14 protein-coding genes and 1 tRNA gene are annotated in these 16,763 nt (G+C 67.9%); 8 read left to right on the plus strand and 7 right to left on the minus strand.

Annotation, left to right across the window (positions count from 1 at the left end; translation table 11 throughout):
• Positions 1-57: 57 nt before the first annotated feature.
• The 7 genes from GV068_RS12020 to GV068_RS12050 form a co-directional block, all read right to left on the minus strand.
• Positions 58-1,137, minus strand: a complete 1,080-nt coding sequence (locus tag GV068_RS12020) for a S41 family peptidase (RefSeq protein WP_159697679.1) — start codon at positions 1,135-1,137, stop codon at positions 58-60.
• A 108-nt stretch (positions 1,138-1,245) separates the two neighbouring features.
• Complete coding sequence (gene yiaA, locus GV068_RS12025) at positions 1,246-1,668, minus strand: inner membrane protein YiaA (RefSeq protein ID WP_159697681.1); 423 nt, start codon at positions 1,666-1,668, stop codon at positions 1,246-1,248.
• 94 nt (positions 1,669-1,762) lie between these two features.
• Positions 1,763-2,137 (minus strand): fluoride efflux transporter CrcB, encoded by a 375-nt coding sequence (gene crcB, locus GV068_RS12030; RefSeq protein ID WP_159697706.1) that lies wholly within the window; start codon positions 2,135-2,137, stop codon positions 1,763-1,765.
• Positions 2,134-2,616 carry a molybdopterin synthase catalytic subunit MoaE gene (gene moaE / locus GV068_RS12035; protein WP_159697709.1) on the minus strand — a complete coding sequence of 161 codons (483 nt, stop codon included), beginning with the start codon at positions 2,614-2,616 and terminating at the stop codon, positions 2,134-2,136. The genes crcB and moaE overlap by 4 nt, the downstream gene beginning before the upstream one ends.
• Entirely contained in the window at positions 2,613-5,225 is a 2,613-nt protein-coding gene (locus GV068_RS12040) for a DUF349 domain-containing protein (protein ID WP_159697712.1), read from the minus strand. The genes moaE and GV068_RS12040 overlap by 4 nt, the downstream gene beginning before the upstream one ends.
• Before the next feature lie 91 nt (positions 5,226-5,316).
• Entirely contained in the window at positions 5,317-5,901 is a 585-nt protein-coding gene (locus GV068_RS12045; RefSeq protein ID WP_159697715.1) for a hypothetical protein, read from the minus strand.
• 223 nt (positions 5,902-6,124) lie between these two features.
• Positions 6,125-7,363 (minus strand): winged helix-turn-helix domain-containing protein, encoded by a 1,239-nt coding sequence (locus GV068_RS12050; RefSeq protein ID WP_159697718.1) that lies wholly within the window; start codon positions 7,361-7,363, stop codon positions 6,125-6,127.
• Between the two features lie 122 nt (positions 7,364-7,485).
• Between GV068_RS12050 and GV068_RS12055 the strand changes: the two genes are divergently transcribed.
• From GV068_RS12055 to dbpA, 8 genes are all read left to right on the plus strand, one after another.
• Positions 7,486-8,739, plus strand: a complete 1,254-nt coding sequence (locus tag GV068_RS12055; RefSeq protein ID WP_159697721.1) for an exonuclease SbcCD subunit D C-terminal domain-containing protein — start codon at positions 7,486-7,488, stop codon at positions 8,737-8,739.
• Positions 8,736-12,497, plus strand: coding sequence for an AAA family ATPase (locus tag GV068_RS12060; protein ID WP_159697724.1), 3,762 nt, complete (start codon positions 8,736-8,738; stop codon positions 12,495-12,497). The genes GV068_RS12055 and GV068_RS12060 overlap by 4 nt, the downstream gene beginning before the upstream one ends.
• Positions 12,498-12,588: 91 nt before the next feature.
• Entirely contained in the window at positions 12,589-12,993 is a 405-nt protein-coding gene (locus tag GV068_RS12065; RefSeq protein ID WP_229464117.1) for a GCN5 family acetyltransferase, read from the plus strand.
• 217 nt (positions 12,994-13,210) lie between these two features.
• Positions 13,211-13,420, plus strand: coding sequence for a hypothetical protein (locus GV068_RS12070; RefSeq protein ID WP_027863734.1), 210 nt, complete (start codon positions 13,211-13,213; stop codon positions 13,418-13,420).
• 10 nt (positions 13,421-13,430) lie between these two features.
• Complete coding sequence (locus GV068_RS12075) at positions 13,431-14,573, plus strand: class I SAM-dependent methyltransferase (protein WP_159697731.1); 1,143 nt, start codon at positions 13,431-13,433, stop codon at positions 14,571-14,573.
• A gap of 97 nt (positions 14,574-14,670) precedes the next feature.
• Positions 14,671-14,747: transfer RNA gene (locus GV068_RS12080), tRNA-Met, on the plus strand.
• 105 nt (positions 14,748-14,852) lie between these two features.
• Positions 14,853-15,086, plus strand: coding sequence for a hypothetical protein (locus GV068_RS12085; protein ID WP_159697734.1), 234 nt, complete (start codon positions 14,853-14,855; stop codon positions 15,084-15,086).
• Between the two features lie 149 nt (positions 15,087-15,235).
• Complete coding sequence (dbpA, locus tag GV068_RS12090) at positions 15,236-16,645, plus strand: ATP-dependent RNA helicase DbpA (RefSeq protein ID WP_159697737.1); 1,410 nt, start codon at positions 15,236-15,238, stop codon at positions 16,643-16,645.
• The last annotated feature ends 118 nt before the right edge of the window (positions 16,646-16,763 follow it).

The following is a 16,763-nucleotide window of genomic DNA, read 5'->3' on the forward strand; positions in this document are numbered from 1 at the left end:
ATTGCTCCCTAGTGGTGTTCTTAACTGTGGAGAAAAATAAGGGTCACTGTCCGCTTTTCAAGATGTGCAATGCGGCTTTCCCTTATTCAATTCTTCAATGCGTTGCTTGAGCTCGCCGAGCCGGGCGCCATCCTGTTCCAGCGTAGCCCTTTTCTCGAGGATCGTCACCTGCGCCATCCTGAGCGCGTCGGCGGCGCAGACCTTGAGGTCGGGCGTCACGCCGACGCCTTCCCAGTTCGTCTTCGTGATCGGGCTGACCAGCCGGCTTAGCGGCATGAAGGCGGCGAAGTGCGGCAGCAGGCGCACATCCTCACCGGCATTGGCGCCGCCGCCGGTCGTCTCGCCGACCACGGTGGCGCGCTTGAGGTTCTTCAGTAGATAGGCGAAGTCTTCCGCCGCCGAGAAGCTGTCCTTGCTGGTGAGGATGTAGACGTCCCTCTTCTGGCCATAGCGCAGGCCGGGCACCACGTCCAGGCTCCAGCGCTGCTCGATGCGGTTTCCCTCGCGATAGTAGAAATCGCCCAGGTGGGTGCGCGTATCAAACAGGTAGCTGGCCAGCAGGGTCGAGGCGCCGGCGTCGCCCCCGCCGTTGTTGCGCAGGTCGATGATCAGGGCGTCGGTGTGCGCCAGCACCGTCATCGCAGCGGCAAGCGTCTCGGCCGCATCTTTTGCTCGCCAAAAGCCGTCCAGTTCCAGGTAACCGATGTTCAGCGGCAGATGCTCGACCTTCTGCACGCCGAAGTTACTCGACCGCGCCATGTCGAGCCGGCGGGACACGTCCTCCGGTTGTGGTGCGGCGGCAGGTTTGCTTTCGGGGATAGGCTGATCGCTGTAGAGCACGCGCATGTGGCGGTCGCCGGACGTGGCCTGCATCTGCTGCGTCAGGGCCTCGGCCAGCTGGCGCGCGCTGGTGATGCGCTCGTAGGCGCCGCGCGCCTGCTGCTCGCGCAGGGAAGCCGCGACCTTCTTTGCCGTGTCGGGAAAGACGTAGCGCTGGTCGACTTCCCTGCTCAAGCTGTCGACGAGCTGCTGGCGGTCCGCCGCCGTCACCTGCATATCGGGCGTTTGCGCCAGCGCCGGCAGGCAAGCCAGGGTTGAGACAAGGATCGTGGTGGCGAGTGCGGGCAGTGCTTTCATGTTCTCCTTAGTGTTCCGACAGGTCTGTTCCCGTCAGCGTCTCATCTAAGGAAAGATTGCAAAAATTCAAGATCCCATCACCAAATAAGCCACCACGCATAAGCGGGTTTAATCGATCGCAGCCTTGGGTTCCGGCTCGCGCACGCTGTTCAGGTCGCGGACGTTCTTCTGGACCGCCACCACCGCAAACAGGCTGAGGGTGAAGGACATGGCGTAAAAGCCCTTCTCGCTCGGCGCCAGGGTGGCGTTCCACAGGCCGACGGTGATGAGCAGGATCGCCGCGATCAGCGAGACCCAGCACAGGCCGGCGTAGATGCCGGTCACCGGGAGGCCCTCGGCACGGTCGCGCACGGTTTTCTGCAACGACACGGCGGCGAACAGGCCGAACAGCAGCAGGGTCAGGTAGTAGCCTTTTTCGTTCAGCTGCATCTGGGCGTTCCACAGGCCGATCAGGAAAGCGCTGCCGCCGATCAGGAGCGCACCCCAGGAAGCACCGACGAAGGCGCCGGTCGGACGTTGAACAGTTTGCATGGCTGGTTCCTTAAATAAATGGTCCAGCCGCAAAATTATCACGCCCCTGGCGTCGGGCCATTGCGCAATGCCGAGGTATCAGCGGACGATACCCTTAGCCGCGCAGGGCGCGCCAAGTGGCGAAACCGGCCACGCAGAACAGGATCGAACCCAGCAAGTGCAGCAGAGTGTGGGCCAGCGCCCAGCCGTATTCGCCACGCTGCAGCAGCACCACCGATTCCCCCGAAAAGCTGGAAAAGGTGGTCAGGCCGCCGAGGAAGCCGGTGATGGCGAACAGGCGCCACTCCGGTGGGAGGTGTGGATTGGCCGTGAAAAAGCCGAGCGCCATCCCGACCAGGTAGCCGCCGACCAGGTTGGCCGCCAGCGTGCCGAGCTGCACGTAGGCGTGCAGGCTGCCCAGCCAGAGGCCCAGCACCCAGCGCAGCCAGGCGCCGATCGCGGCTCCGGTACCGACCGCCAGCCAGCTCAAGAGTTAGCCCACTTCTGCTTGGCGGAGTCGTCGCTGGAACGGGCGTCAACCCAGCGCGCCCCGTTTGGCGTCTGTTCCTTTTTCCAGAACGGCGCGTCGGTCTTGAGGTAGTCCATGATGAACTCGCAGGCGGCGAAGGCTTCGCCGCGATGGGCCGAGCTGCAGGCCACCAGCACGATCTGGTCGAGGGGCTGCAAGGGGCCGACGCGGTGGATCACCAGCACGCCGTACAAGGGCCAGCGCGCCCTCGCCTGCGCCACGATGTCCTCCAAGGCCTTTTCCGTCATGCCGGGATAGTGCTCCAGCTCCATCTCTGTAACCTGGGCGCCTTCGTTCAGGTCGCGCACGGTGCCCACGAAGGAGACCACGGCGCCGACGCGGCCATCGCCCGCGCGCAGGGCGGCGAGCTCCTGCGACAGGTCGAAGTCGGCCTGCTGTACCCGGATATCGGTGCGCTGGCTTGCTGCCGGCGCGTTCATCGGCCGTCCTTCGCGTAACGGGTCAACAGGTGCTCGATGCGGATTTCGGTACGGGCGTCGAGCAGCGCCGGCAGGGCCAGCAGCTCACGCAGGCCGGCGTCCTGCCCGGCGTGCTGGCCGGGCTTGTGGCTGGATTTCTGGCCCGACTTCAGCGAGCTTTGCAGCACCTCGACCTGGAGTTTCAGGCGCTCACGGGCGAACTCGGCGCCGCTGTCGATGCCGGCCCCGATCTCGAGGCGCAGCAGCTCGTGCAGCAGGCGCTCGCGGTTTGCTTCGAGCTGGCGCGCGTAGCCGGTGCGGTCGCCCTCGAGCGCCCCCAGGGCGGCGTCGAAGCGTGCGCGCAGCACCGGCTCGTAGCCGCCCTCGAGCGGCAGCAGCGCATCCCAGCGCCCGCGCCAGTCGGACGGGTTAGTGTGGGCATCCGGGTTGACGATGGCGTTTTCCAGGGCCTGGATCAGGCGCAGCTTGTCGCGCACGGCGCCAGCCAGCGCCAGCCCGGCGGCGCGGCGCGCCACGTCGGCATGGTGCTGCACCGCCGCCACCGCGGCGTGGTAGCGCTTCTCGACGCGCGCTTCGTGGGCGCGCGGCACCGGGCCGATCGCCGCCCATTCGGCGGCCGCTTCGCGCAGCAGCTTGCCGGCAGTGGCAGGCGTGGCCTCCACCGCCGCCGCTTCCAGGCGCGCGCTGAGCGCTTCCTTCGCGGCTTCGTGCGCCTTGCGCTCGGCGTCTGCCGCGTGGGCGTGTTCCTTGCGCTGGGCGAACAGGGCGTCGCACGCCGCGCGGAAGCGCTGCCAGAGCGCCTGTTCGGCCTTGCGCTCGAGCGGCAGCGCACGGGCATGTTCTTGCCAGCGCGCCTGCAGGTCGCGCAGCGCGTCGACCGCGTGCCGGTCGTTCGGGTCGAGCGCCAGCGCTTCTTCGATCAGCTGCTCGCGCACGGCCATCTCGCCCTTGCGCTGCTGTTCCAGCGGGCGCTGCAGCGTGTTGAGCGCGTCGGTGAACAGCTGGTCGAGGCGTTTCTTGTCCTTGCGGTCGATCGCGCCCAGGTGGCTCCAGGCGGTGCGCAGGCGCTGCACGGTGCCGGAGACGTGCTTCCAGTCGGCTTCGCCGGACTCCAGGCGCGCGATCTCGGCCTGGGCCTCGTCAACCAGGGCCTGGCCGCGCGCGGCGTTGGCGTGGCGCTCGTCGGCCAGGTGGCGGAAATGGGCCGCGGCCGGCGCATAGGCCGCGGTGCAGGCGGCGTCGAAGCGCTCCCACAAGGCGCGCGGCGCGGCGCCGGACAGGCTGTCGAGCGCCTTCCAGCGCTCGCGCATGCTGCCCACCTTCTTGGCCAGCTCGCCCATGGCGAGGTTCTGGGTGGGCAAGGCTTCGACCGACTTGATCAATTCCTCGCGCGAGACGTTGCCGCCCCAGCGCGCCCAGTCGGACAGGCGCTTGAGCTCGGCGCGCACGTGGTTCAGGCGATCGGATTGCGCCGGCGTCAGGCGCATGCCCCTGTCCTTGCTTTCCTTCAGCGACTTGTCGAGTTCGGCGGCGGTGCCGAGCGAACCCTGCTGCAGCGCGGCTTCCATCGCGTCCAGCTGGTCGAGGAAGTGCTGGTCGGCGCCCTTGTTCTGGGGCTTGGGCGGCTTGTCCGTCTTGGCGGCGGCATCCGCCGGGCGCGCCTCCTTCGGCTTGCGCACCTCCTGCGGCAGGCTGGCCAGCAAGGCGTCGAAGCGCTGCTGCAGCTGGGCGCCCGGGCCGTTGGACGGCATGGCCGGCAAGCGCTGCCATTCCTTGCGCAGTGCGTCGGCCTTGAGTTCCGCTACCGGCTGGGCCTGCCATTGCTCGAGCGCGGCTTCGCGTGCGGCCAGCGCCGCGCGGTCCTGCTCGATGGTGGCGAGGCTGGCGCTCAGGCGCGCCTGCTCGGTGGCGAATTCGGCGACCAGGGCGCGCGGCAGCGAGGCGTGTCCTTGCGCCACCAGCGCATCTGCCTGCTCGCGCGACAGCGCGTCGAGGCGCTCCGCGAAGGCGGTGGGGTCGAGTCCGCCAGATTCGAGCTGGCGCAAGTCCGCAAGGCGGTCGATCATGGCGCGCTGCAGCTGCACCTGGTCTTCCAGGCGCTTGCCGAGCTCGGCGCGGATGGCGTCGAACTCGGGCGCCAGTTCGGGCGCCGTGATCACCGCCCATTGACGGTCGAGTTCGGCGACGTGGTTGGGCGTCAGCAGTTCGTCCCCGAGCAAGGCGCGGCCGTGGGCCAGGGCTTCCTGGCCGCGGCGCAGCTCGGCTTCGTGGTGGCGGATCGCGTCCAGGCGCGACTGCATCAGCTTGGCCACGCGGCGATCAAGGTTGCGCATCGCCGCGTGCACGCGCTCGAGCTGCGGCCGGCTGTGGACCAGCTCGGCCGCGGCAAGGCGCAATTCGGAGAATTCGGAGGAAAGGATGAAGGCGACGGCGGTGTCTTCGTCGCCATTCAGGTGCTTGAGCTGTTCGGCCTGCTGCTCGCGCGGCGTGGGCGCGCCGGAACCCGGAACGCCGGTGCCCGCAGCGCCCGCCGGCTGGCCTTCGGGCTGCTCACCGGAGGCGCCGGCCGGCTTGTCGCCACCCTGCCGCTTGAATAGGAATTCGAACATGATGAAATCGCGCTTCCAAAAGCCCCATCATAGCAAAGAACCATGGTGGTGCCTGCCCGGGCGCGTAGCCCGGGCGCGCAGCCCGGGCCGCTCAGTGCGTGGCGTAGCGCGAACTGGCCATGGAGGCATTTTGCCTGCGGGAATTGCCTGCCAGGGCCCCTGCCGCCACCTGCCCGGACGCATAGCCGCGGTTCTCGTTCTGCCAGGCGTCATAGGCCAGCATCTGGTTGGCGATCGCGAACCAGGCCTCGCTCGGCACATGGGTGCGCGCCAGTGGAAACAGCTCGCGTTCCTCGCGCTCCAGGCGTTCGAGCAGCAGCTTGCAGCAACGCTCGAGCGCGGCGCCGAAGCCGGGATCCAGCACGGCCGCGGCGGCATGGACATCGGCGCGCGCCTCGATGGCAGCCAGGGTCAGCGCGTCAAGTTCGGCCAGCAGTGCCCCACCTACGCCGGCCCGGCGCAGGGCCGGCACCACGAACTTGTCGAGCTTGCGCCAGTAGCAATTGTCGAAGGCGACGCGCAGGGCATCGCAGGCCAGCTCGAGCTCCCGGGTGGTGGGCGCCTTGTGCAGCCAGGCGTGCGGCCGCCAGCGCTCCAGCAGGGACTGCAGGCCGATGCGTGCACTGGCCTGTTCGATGGACAAAGCAACCAGCGTATAGGTAGATGTCAGCATCATGTCTCCTCTCAGGATGGCTTCGCCAGCGCGCGGCCCGGGGCGGGGCCGCGAAGCGTGGCTGGGGAAGCTCTTTTTTCGGGAATCGGGCAGGCAGCTTTTGTTGTTCTTGCCAGCCTCTGGGAACTCGTAGTGTAGAGACATGCCCCTGCTCGGGTTTGAGGTGGCGCAAACCCGGACCGGTGGACTTTGGAGACTTTTTAGTAGTTCAAATGTAAAAGCTCGATTACGCGGGCGCGGCCGTCCCCGATGCCGCCAGCGCCACGCCCAGCCGCTGTCCGATTTCCTCCGGCACGGCGTTGACCACCCGCACCTGCGGGCAGCCGTGCCAGCGGGCGCAGCGCTGCACGGAGGCCGCCACGTCGTCCACCAGCCGGTCGCTGATGCGCACGCCAGGCTCCAGGTGAACGCTGCGCAACTCGAATTCGCCGGTCTTGCGGTGGGCCTTGGCGTCGATCCGTCCGACCAGCGCGCCGCGCCGCAGGATGGGCAGCGTGAAATAGCCGTAGCGCCGTTTTTCAGCCGGCGTATAGCATTCGAGCCGGTAGTCGAAGCCGAACAGCTCGAGCGCGCGGCGCCGGTCCCAGACGATCGGATCGAAGGGCGACAGCAGGGTCGTCAGGCGCGGCGCCAGCCGGCCTTCCATCGCCTGCTGGGCTAGTGCCGCGTGCTCGGGGTGGATGTAGACCGGTTCGTCCCAGCCCTCCACGCGCCCAACCAGCAACAGGCCCTCGTCGGCCATGGCGGCCGGGCTCGGGTGCGGACGGCGGGTGCGGTGATAGTCCGGGATCCAGGCCGCCTTGGCCAGCCCCAGCGCGCGCACCGCGTGCAGCACGAAACTGCGCCGCACCTCGTCCAGCGGCGGCATGCGGCCGTCATGCCATTCGGGATGCACGCGTTCGGCCAGGTCATAGATGCGCTGGAAGTTGTGGCGCCGCGCAATCATCAGCTCGCCTGCGGTGAACAGCACTTCCAGCGTACGCTTCTCGGGCTTCCATTCCCACCAGCCGCCGCCCTTGCCGTCGCTGCGTTCAAAGTCCGAGGAACGCACCGGGCCGGTGGCGCGCACGTGCGCCAGCAGACTTGCTACCTCGTCCGCTCGCTCGCGCATCCATTTGGCGGAATACTTCCAGCCCATGGCTTCCGGGTCGAGCATGCGGTGGCGGTACAGGCCGTAGTCCTCGATCGGCAGGAAGCAGGCCTCGTGCGCCCAGTATTCGAACAGGCTGCCCTCGGCGAGGAGTTCGTCGAGCCAGGCCGGTTCATAGTCGCCCAGCCGGCTCCACAGCACCAGGTAGGGACTGCGCGCGACCACGCTGATGGTATCGATCTGCAGCATGCCCATGCGCCAGATCGCGGCCAGGACGTCGGCCTTGGTGGCGCGGCGGCGGCGCGGGACCAGCATGTCCTGGGCGGCCAGGTGCAAGGCCCGGGCGGCGGCTACGGTCAGATTGATCTCGCTCATGACATTATTCTAATAGCAAACCAATACTACTGTAAAAAAACACAGTCTTTTTCTGGGCGACACGGCAATTCTGCGCCGCTTCTGGTTTATAGTGAGCGCCGACCCGACTTTCCATTCTAACCATGCGGCTGCTTCATACCTCCGACTGGCATCTGGGCCAGACCCTGCACAATTTCGATCGTGTCTACGAGCACGCGTGCTTCCTCGACTGGCTCGTGGAGACGCTTGCAAGCGAAGAGATCGATGTGCTGCTGGTCGCCGGCGACATCTTCGACAACGCCAATCCGTCGGCCGCCGCCCACCGCCAGCTGTACCGCTTCCTGCAGCAAGCGCGGGCGCGCGTGCCGCACCTGCAGGTGGTGGTCATCGCCGGCAACCACGATTCGCCGGGCCGGCTGGAAGCGCCCACGCCCTTGCTGGAAGCGCATGGCACCATCGTCGTCGGCAACGTGGCGCGCACGGCGGATGGCGGCATCGATCTGGAACGCCTGCTGGTGCCGCTGCGCGGCCGCGACGGGAAAGTAGAAGCATGGTGTCTCGCGGTCCCATTCCTGCGCCCGGGCGACGTACCGCGCGCGGTGGCCGAAGACGCCGCGCTCGGCCTCGATCCCTACCTGCACGGCACCACCCTGCTCTACCAGCAGGCTTTCGCGCTGGCGCAGTCGCGCTGTACCTCCGGCGAAGCGATCATCGCCATGGGCCACTGCCACATGGTCGATGGGCAATCGTCCCAGGATTCCGAGCGCCGCATCGTCATCGGCGGCACCGAGGCCCTGCCGGCCACCATGTTCGACCCGAGCGTCGCCTACGTCGCGCTGGGGCACCTGCACCTGGCCCAGCGCGTCGGCGGCCACGAGCACCGGCGCTACTGCGGCAGTCCGCTGCCGCTGTCCTTTTCGGAAGTCGGCTACCAGCACCAGGTCCTGCGCATCGAGCTCGAAGGCCAGGTGACCAAGTCGGTGACCCCGCTGCACGTGCCGCGCGCGGTCCAGCTGCTGCGCGTGCCGGCCCAGCCGGCGCCGCTGGAAGAAGCGCTGGCGGCCCTCGAAGCCCTCGAACTGCCGGAGGCGCCGCCGCAACAGCAGCCCTTCCTCGAAGTACGCGTGCTGCTCGAAGGCCCCGAGCCGGGCCTGCGCGCGCGCGTGGAAGCAGCCCTGAACGGCAAGCCAGTGCGCCTGGCAAAGATCGAACCGACGCGCCGCCACGCCGCACCCGAAAATGCGAGCGAAGCTTTGAGCCTCGACCAGCTGGCCCAGCTGCAGCCGGACGACATCTTCCGCCGCCTCTGGGCCCAGCGCTTCGGCGACGAAGCGCCGGCCGAGCAGCTGGCGGCTTTCGCCGAGCTCACCAATACCCTGGGTGGAGACGCGGCATGAGGATCCTGCGCATCAGCGGCAAGAACCTGGCCTCGCTGGCCGGCGAATTCCAGGTCGACTTCGAAACCGAACCGCTCGCCTCCAGCGGCCTGTTCGCCATCAGCGGCCCCACCGGCGCCGGCAAAAGCACCCTGCTCGACGCCCTGTGCCTGGCGCTGTACGACGCTACCCCGCGGCTGCTCAAGCGTGCAGGCAGCCAGTTGCCGGACGTGGGCGGCGACACCGTCTCCGCGCTCGACCCGCGCACCCTGATGCGGCGCGGCGCGGCCGAAGCCTGGGCCGAAGTCGACTTCGCCGGCAACGACGACATCCGCTACCGCGCGCGCTGGAGCGTGCGTCGCGCCTACGGCAAGGCCAGCGGCGCCCTGCAGCCCTCGAAGATGACCCTGCACCGCCTGCCGGAACTCGATCCGCTGGGCGGCACCAAAACCGAGGTCACGCTCGAGATTGCCCAGCGCATCGGCCTCTCCTTCGAACAATTCACGCGCGCCGTGCTGCTGGCGCAAAACGAATTTTCGGCCTTCCTGAAAACCGACGAGAACGAGCGTGGCGAACTGCTGGAAACCCTCACCGGCACCACCATCTACAGCGACATCTCGCGCCGCGCCTTCGAGCGCTACCGCGCCGAGCAGGAACGTACCAAGGCGCTGACTGCCCGGCACGACAACCAGGCACCAATGCCCCCTGGCGAGCGCGAAAAGCTCGACGCCGAGCGCGTGAACGCCGAACTGGCGCTGGAAGCGGTGGACGCGCGCCGCGCCGCCCTGGAAGGCGAACTGCGCTGGCACCAGGAAGCCGGCAAGCTGGAACGCAGCGAAGCCCAGGCCAACGAAGCCCTCTCTGCAGCGCAGGCGGCGCAACAGGACGCGGCGGGTCGCCGCCAGCGCCTCGCCACCCTCGATGCGGTGCAGGCGGCCCGCCCGCTGGTGGCGGAAGTCACACGCCTGCAGGGAGAACACAAGGCGGCAGTCGAATCCACCGCTAAGCTGGAAAGCGCTCTCGTCACCGCCCAGGACGCGCGCCGGCAAGCCATGCTGGACGTCGACGCCGCGCAAAACGCGCTCGAGGTCGCCGACAGCGCGCTGCGCGCCGCCGGTCCTCAGCTCGACAGCGCCAAGGCGCTCGACGCCGCCATTGCGGCCCTAGCCCCGTCCCACGGCCAGGCCGCCACCGCGCTGGAAGCAGCCCGCAACGAAGCGCGCCAGGCGCGCGCCGTGCACGGGGCGAAAGCAGCCGAACTCGATGCGGCGAAAGGCCAGCGCGAACGTGCCGGCGCCTGGCTGGCCGCGCATGCACGCCTGGAGCCGATGGCGGCGCAATGGCCACGCTGGGACCAGCTGCTGACCCAGGCCGCGCAGGCAGTGGCCGCGGACGCCGCCGCCGCGTCGGCGCTGGCGGCCGCGAGCAGCCAGGCGAAGGACGCCGCGACGCAGGAACTGGGCGCCATGCTGGCATTGAGCGAAGCCGCCAGCCGCCTCGACACCCTGGACACGGCGCGCCGCGAAGCCATGGCCGTGCTCGAAGCGACCGACCCGCAGGTGCTGGAAAACGAGCGCCAGGCCCTGGACGCGCGTCGCGAGCGCCTGGCTTCCGCCGAGAAGGCCTGGACCGCGCTCGTTACCACGCGCCAGGAAGTTGCCGACACCGCCGGCGAGCTCGACCGTGTCGACACGGCACGCACCGCCGCCAGCCGCCTGCTGGACGAAGCCCGCGCCGCAGCTCCGGCCTTGAACGCCGCCATGCAGCAGGCCGAGAAATCGCTGGCGGTGGCCGAACTGGCCTGCGCCGCCAGCGTGGAAGAACTGCGTGCGACCCTGGACACGGACAGCCCCTGCCCGGTCTGCGGCTCGCACGAGCATCCCTACCGTGACGATGGCCGTGAAGACATGCTGCGCAGCATGCTCGCGAACCTGCGCGGCGAAGTCACGGAATGCCGGGCGCGCGTGCGCGACAACGAGGCGGTGCAGGCGGCGCAGGCCGCGACCCTCGCCGCCGCCAGCGAGCGCGTGGCGGGCCTGCAGCGCGAAGGCGCCACCCTGCGCAAGGTACTCGACGAACTCGAAGCGGAATGGATTGCCCAGCCACTGGCGGCCGAAGTGCCTGCCGAAGAAGCCCGTGTCAACTGGTTCGCCGAATCGCGCGAGGCCCTGCGCGGCGCGCTGGCCGCCCTGGACGGCCGCGCCGCCGCACTGCGTCGTGCGGCGCAGGCGCGTGACGCCGCCCAGGCCGCCTACGACAAGGCCCAGCAGGAACACGCACGCCTGCGCCAGGCCGCCGACGGCGCACGCGACACCGGCGCGCGACTGCAGGCCGAGCTGCGCGCCATCGGCGTCCAGCACGCAGCGGCTAGCGCCCAGCTGGCAGCCCTGCTGGCCGAACTCGACCCGGTGCTGGCGGACGCCTGCGGCGACGGCTGGCAGGACGCCTGGCGCCGCCACCCAAGCGGCTGGCGCGAAGCCCGTGCGCAGGAAGCGGCCCAGTGGCAGGAACAGACCGCCCTGCAGACGCGCAGCGCCGCCCTCGAGGCCACCCTGGCAGCGGAAGTTGCAGGCGCCAGCGAACGCATCGCCCAGGCAGACCGCCACGGCGCCGGGGGCGCCGCCGAGTTCAACCGCATCGATGTCGAACTGAAGGACAAGCGCGGCCAGCGCCAGCTGCTGTGGAACGGCCGCGCCATCGGAGACGTCGAGCAGGAACTGCAGGCCGGCGTCGGCGCGGCCCGCAACCACCTGGCGGCGCGCCAGGCGGTGGCCAACGAAACGGCCCAGCGCGAAGCCAGCGCCCGCAGCGCGCTGGCCCAGTTGACCGAGCACATCGCCCATCTCGACAGCGCCGGCGCCAAGGCCGCCTCCGCCCTCGCCGACTGGCTGGAGGAGTACCGCAAGTCATCCTTCCTCGACGGGCTCGACCCGGTCGAAGACAGCGCCGAACTCGGCCGCCTGCTGGCCGTCGGCGGCACCTGGCTGGCCCAGGAGCGCAGCGCCCTCGGCGCGCTCGACGCCCAGGTGGCCAGTCTAGGGGCCGTGCTCGCCGAACGCCGCGCCCAGCGCGCCCTGCATAACGAGGGCCGGCCCGAAAGCGGCCTGAGCGCGGAGACGGTGGCTGCCGCCGTCGAAGCCCTCACGGCCGAGCGCCGCGCCGCCCACGACCTCGCGACCGAACTGCGCATGCGCGCGGGCCAGGACGACACGCGCCGCGTGCAGGCGCAGGCGGCGCTGGCCGAGATCGAACGCCAGCAGCTCGAGGAACAGCGCTGGGGCAAGCTGTCCGAACTGATCGGTTCCGCCGACGGCAAGAAGTTCCGCAACTACGCCCAGCAGTTCACGCTCGACGTCCTGCTCGGCTACGCCAACGCCCACCTCGGGCAACTGGCGCGGCGCTACCGCCTCGAGCGCGTCAGCCACAATGGCGCGCCTTCGCTGGCGCTGATGGTGCGCGATCAGGACATGGGGGGCGAAGTCCGTTCGGTCAATTCCCTGTCCGGCGGCGAGTCCTTCCTGGTATCGCTGGCCCTGGCGCTGGGCTTGGCTTCGCTCTCGTCGAACCGCGTGCGGGTCGAGTCGCTCTTTATTGACGAAGGCTTCGGCAGCCTCGACACCGACACCCTGGGCGTGGCGATGGATGCGCTGGACGCGCTGCAGTCGCTGGGGCGCAAGGTGGGCGTGATCTCGCACGTGCAGGAAATGACGGAGCGTATCGCCACCAAGGTGCTGGTGCGGCCGGCGGGGGGCGGTAGCAGCGCGGTCGTGGTCGAGTAACCGCGTCCTTGATGCATCCGGCTCGGCATTGTCGTGGTTTTATTCCCAAACGAGGGCTTTTACTGTGAATTTTCCCCCTGTACTAGATGTATTGAAAGTAGGCGACTACCCTGCTGAAGCCAAGGCTGGCGGCGGCTACGTCTGGGATGGTGTGCTGAAATACCGGGTATGGTGCCATCCGGAGCGCGGTGCGCCCGATGAGGCCGAAGGGTCGGACTACTATTACGCCTTCGAAAACTATGAAGAGGCTGCCGAGTTTGCCCGCACTAACCCAGGCACCGAAGATCCGCTGGCGCTCGTCCTGCAGCGCGAGTATATCGACGAGCCCGAACCCGGACAGTATGTGCACATGCGTGCAGAACGCATCACCGAATGGCCCGTCGCTTTCTTGAGCAGGCCGCAGCGCGACGCGCAAACCATTCCGGATTTTCTCGCCGAGGACGCGCCAGCGAATCGGCTTGATATTCTTCGAGCGCTTGCACCGCGTCGTGCGTGATGCGCGAGCGGTTCTGAAAATGTTGACGCCTCATCCTTGAAGATGTTTTGCCAGGTCTGCAGCCAGCCGGAAGCCGCCCTACGTTTGACATCTGGATAGCAGAGACCGGGACCCTGCTTGGCCAAATATCCACGCTCTATCAATAGCGAATCGCACGATCCCGGACCCAGCCCATCCCTTGTACAATGCGCCCTTTGCACGCATACGCTCAACCACCATGAAACCTGCCCGCTTCCTTACTTTCAAATGCGCCAAGTGCGCCAAACCGGTTAAGGTCACCCTGCAGAAAGTCTCGGCCTGCTCGCACATCCAGCCTTACCTGGGCGTCTGCGAGTGCGGCGAGCCCAAGCGCCACGCCACCGGCAGCCCGGACGCGGTCAAGTCCTATCTGGAATCGGCCGACGGCAACTGGCATCACCATCACTGATCCAGCACCGATGAGCGAGATCACCTGGCTGGAGGGAGGCGTCGAGCGCACGGCGCAGTGGCGCTCGGAGAGCGGCTGGCCGGCGCCGAAGAAGGTGGTCGTCGCCGACGACACCATGAACGCGGACGCCGCCTACCGCCTGGCGCTGGAAGGCACCGCCCTGCTCTGGCGCGGCGACTTCCAGAACGCGCGCCAGCTCCTGAACGCGCTGGTGCGCCGGGTCGACCACAAGAGCGACCGTGCGCGCCGCGCCAAGGCGGGCAAGGCCCAGCCGACGCCAACCGAGCTGTTCCACCGCCATCGACTGCAGCAGCTGCAGCGCGCACGCACGCTGGCCATGCTCCTGATTCCCTTCGAGCCCGGCCACGTGATTCCGCTGCGCCGCGCACCCGACGTCGCCGAAGCCTGCCTTGAGGCCTATGGCCCGGCCGAGACGCCCTACGTCGCCTCGCTGCGCGAACTGCTGGGCGTGATCGGCGCCCACGAATGGCGCCGCAAGGGCGTGCGCATCCCTGCGCTCGACGACAACATCCACCCGTGGTACGGCGTGTTTTCGCCTGTGCGCGGCGAATACGTCGAGCTGGTCGCGCAGGCGCCCCTGCCGCACGGAACGAAACTCGCCTTCGACATCGGCGCCGGCACCGGCGTGCTGTCGGCCGTGCTGGCCCGGCGCGGCATTGCGCAGGTGCTGGCCACCGACATGGACGCACGCGCCCTCGGCTGCGCGCGCGAGAACATCGCCCGCCTCGGCCTGTCCGCACAGGTCAGGATCATCGAGGCCGACCTGTTCCCCGAAGGCCGCGCGCCCCTGGTCGTGTGCAATCCGCCTTGGCTGCCCGGCAAGCCCAGCTCGGCCATCGAATACGCGATCTACGATCCCGACAGCCGCATGCTCAAGGGCTTCCTCGGCGGCCTGGCAAACCACTTGGAGCCACACGGCGAAGGCTGGCTGATCCTGTCGGACCTGGCCGAACACCTCGGCCTGCGTTCGCGCGAACAACTGCTCGGCTGGATTGCAGACGCGAAGCTGGAAGTGCTCGCCCGCCACGACATACGCCCGACCCACGGTAAGGCAAGCGACCCGGACGATCCGCTGCACGCGGCGCGTTCGCGCGAAGTCACGTCGCTGTGGCGCCTGCGCGCGGCCGGCTGAACCACGCTGCAAAGCCTGAGCTAGCTCAAGCGTTGCATGATTGAAAAATTCGTGGATTGCGTCCGCGCCCGGATCGCGCTATAATCTTTTTCTCAGACGCGGGGTGGAGCAGTCTGGCAGCTCGTCGGGCTCATAACCCGAAGGTCACAGGTTCAAATCCTGTCCCCGCAACCAAATACCAATCAGAAGCCCGACTCTTGCAGCCGGGCTTTTGTTTTCTGCGGTAGCGAATGCTGCAGCAGCACATGCAGCGCAGTACGGGCTGCACAGTAAGAGCTGATGAGAGACAAGAAAGACAACGCGACGATCGACCTGCCGGGTTTCGAACCGGCCGAAGCGCCCGCATCCGTTGTCGAACCGAAGCGCAGCAACCAGCGTGCGCGCCGTGTCTCCCTGAAGCAGGAACAGCTCGAACTGCTGGAAGAAACCGATACGAGCGGCCTGCCTGTCTGGCGCCGCGACGACTCGATTGACCTGACCGGCTTGCCGGTCTGGGCGCCGGCCCCGACCTAGTCCGGCTTAGAGCGCCTGACAATTCCCCCTATGGCGGTGTTGCATCGTCTTGCCGTACTAGCGTACTGTCTGCGACGATGCGCCTTGCCCTAGGGGTTTTGTCAGGCGCTTATATTGGCTACACCTGTGGCCCTCTTTGCTCGGACACCATGACTACCCAATCCTTCACCTCGCTGCCGCTCGCGCCGCGCTTCCTCGCCAACCTCGCCGCCCTGGGTTACCACCAGATGACGTCGATTCAGGCCGAGTCCCTCCCGGCCGTGCTGGAAGGGCGCGACCTGATCGCCCAGGCCAAGACCGGCAGCGGCAAGACCGCCGCTTTCGGCATCGGCGTCCTGCACAAGCTCAATCCTGCCTGGTTCGCGGTGCAGGGCCTGGTGCTGTGCCCGACGCGCGAGCTGGCCGACCAGGTCGCGAACGAACTGCGGCGCCTGGCGCGCGGTGTTGGCAACGTCAAGATCCTCACCCTGACCGGCGGCGTCGCCATGCGCCCGCAGATCGCCTCGCTCGAACACGGCGCCCACATCGTGGTCGGCACTCCGGGCCGCATCCGCGACCACCTGGGCCGCAACACGCTGGACCTGTCCAAGGTGCAGACCCTGGTGCTGGACGAAGCAGACCGCATGACCGACATGGGCTTCTACGACGAGATCGCCGGCATCGTGAGCGCCTGCCCGCAGCGGCGCCAGACCCTGCTGTTCTCGGCCACCTATCCGAACGACATCCGCTTCGCTACCGCCGGCTTCCTGGTTGAGCCGCTCGAAGTGGCGGTCGAAAGCCAGCACAGCGCGGAGAAGATCGAACAGCGCTTCTACGAGATCGGCTTCGAAGGCCGCGACGAAGCGGTGGCGCAGCTGCTCAAGCACTACCAGCCGGTGTCCACCCTCGCCTTCTGCAATACCAAGGCGCACTGCCGCGAACTGGCCGACCACCTGCGCGAACAGGGCTTCTCGGCGCTGGCGCTTTACGGCGAACTGGAACAGTGGGAGCGCGACGAGATCCTGGTGCTGTTCGCCAACCGCAGCTGCTCGGTGCTGGTCGCGACCGACGTCGCCGCGCGCGGCCTCGACATCGCCAACCTCGACACCGTGGTCAACGCCGACGTCTCGAAGGATCCGGAAGTGCACGTGCACCGCATCGGCCGCACCGGCCGTGGCGGCGAGACCGGCCTGGCCCTGACCCTGTGCGCACCGAACGAAAAGAAGTGGGTGCGCCTGATCGAGGAATACCAGGATGCGCCGGCCGAATGGCACAAGCTCGACGAACTGGGCGAACAACCCGAAGCCGGCGCGCCGGCGCCGATGTTGACCCTGCACATCGCTGGCGGCAAGAAGGCCAAGCTGCGTCCAGGCGACATCCTCGGCGCGCTGTGCGGCGACGCCGGTTTAACGAAGGAACAGGTCGGCAAGATCAATGTCGGCGAGTTCGCCAGCTACGTCGCGCTCGACCGCCACATCGCCCATGCCGCGGTGGCCAAGCTCAACGACCGCCAGGCGCCGGGACCGGAATTCGGCGCCATCAAAGGCCGCTATTTCAAGATGCGTTTCCTGGAAGTCTGAGCACGAACGGCTGACTTGTAACCGAGTTGTAACAGCAGCGCACGGTTGGCTCAGCAGCGCCATCGGCGCGGCAAAATCTGGCATTATTTGTCAAAATACAAATACTGGACCTGGACAC

It is taken from the genome of Massilia sp. 9I (assembly GCF_902506415.1).
Taxonomy (GTDB): Bacteria; Pseudomonadota; Gammaproteobacteria; order Burkholderiales; family Burkholderiaceae_D; genus Telluria.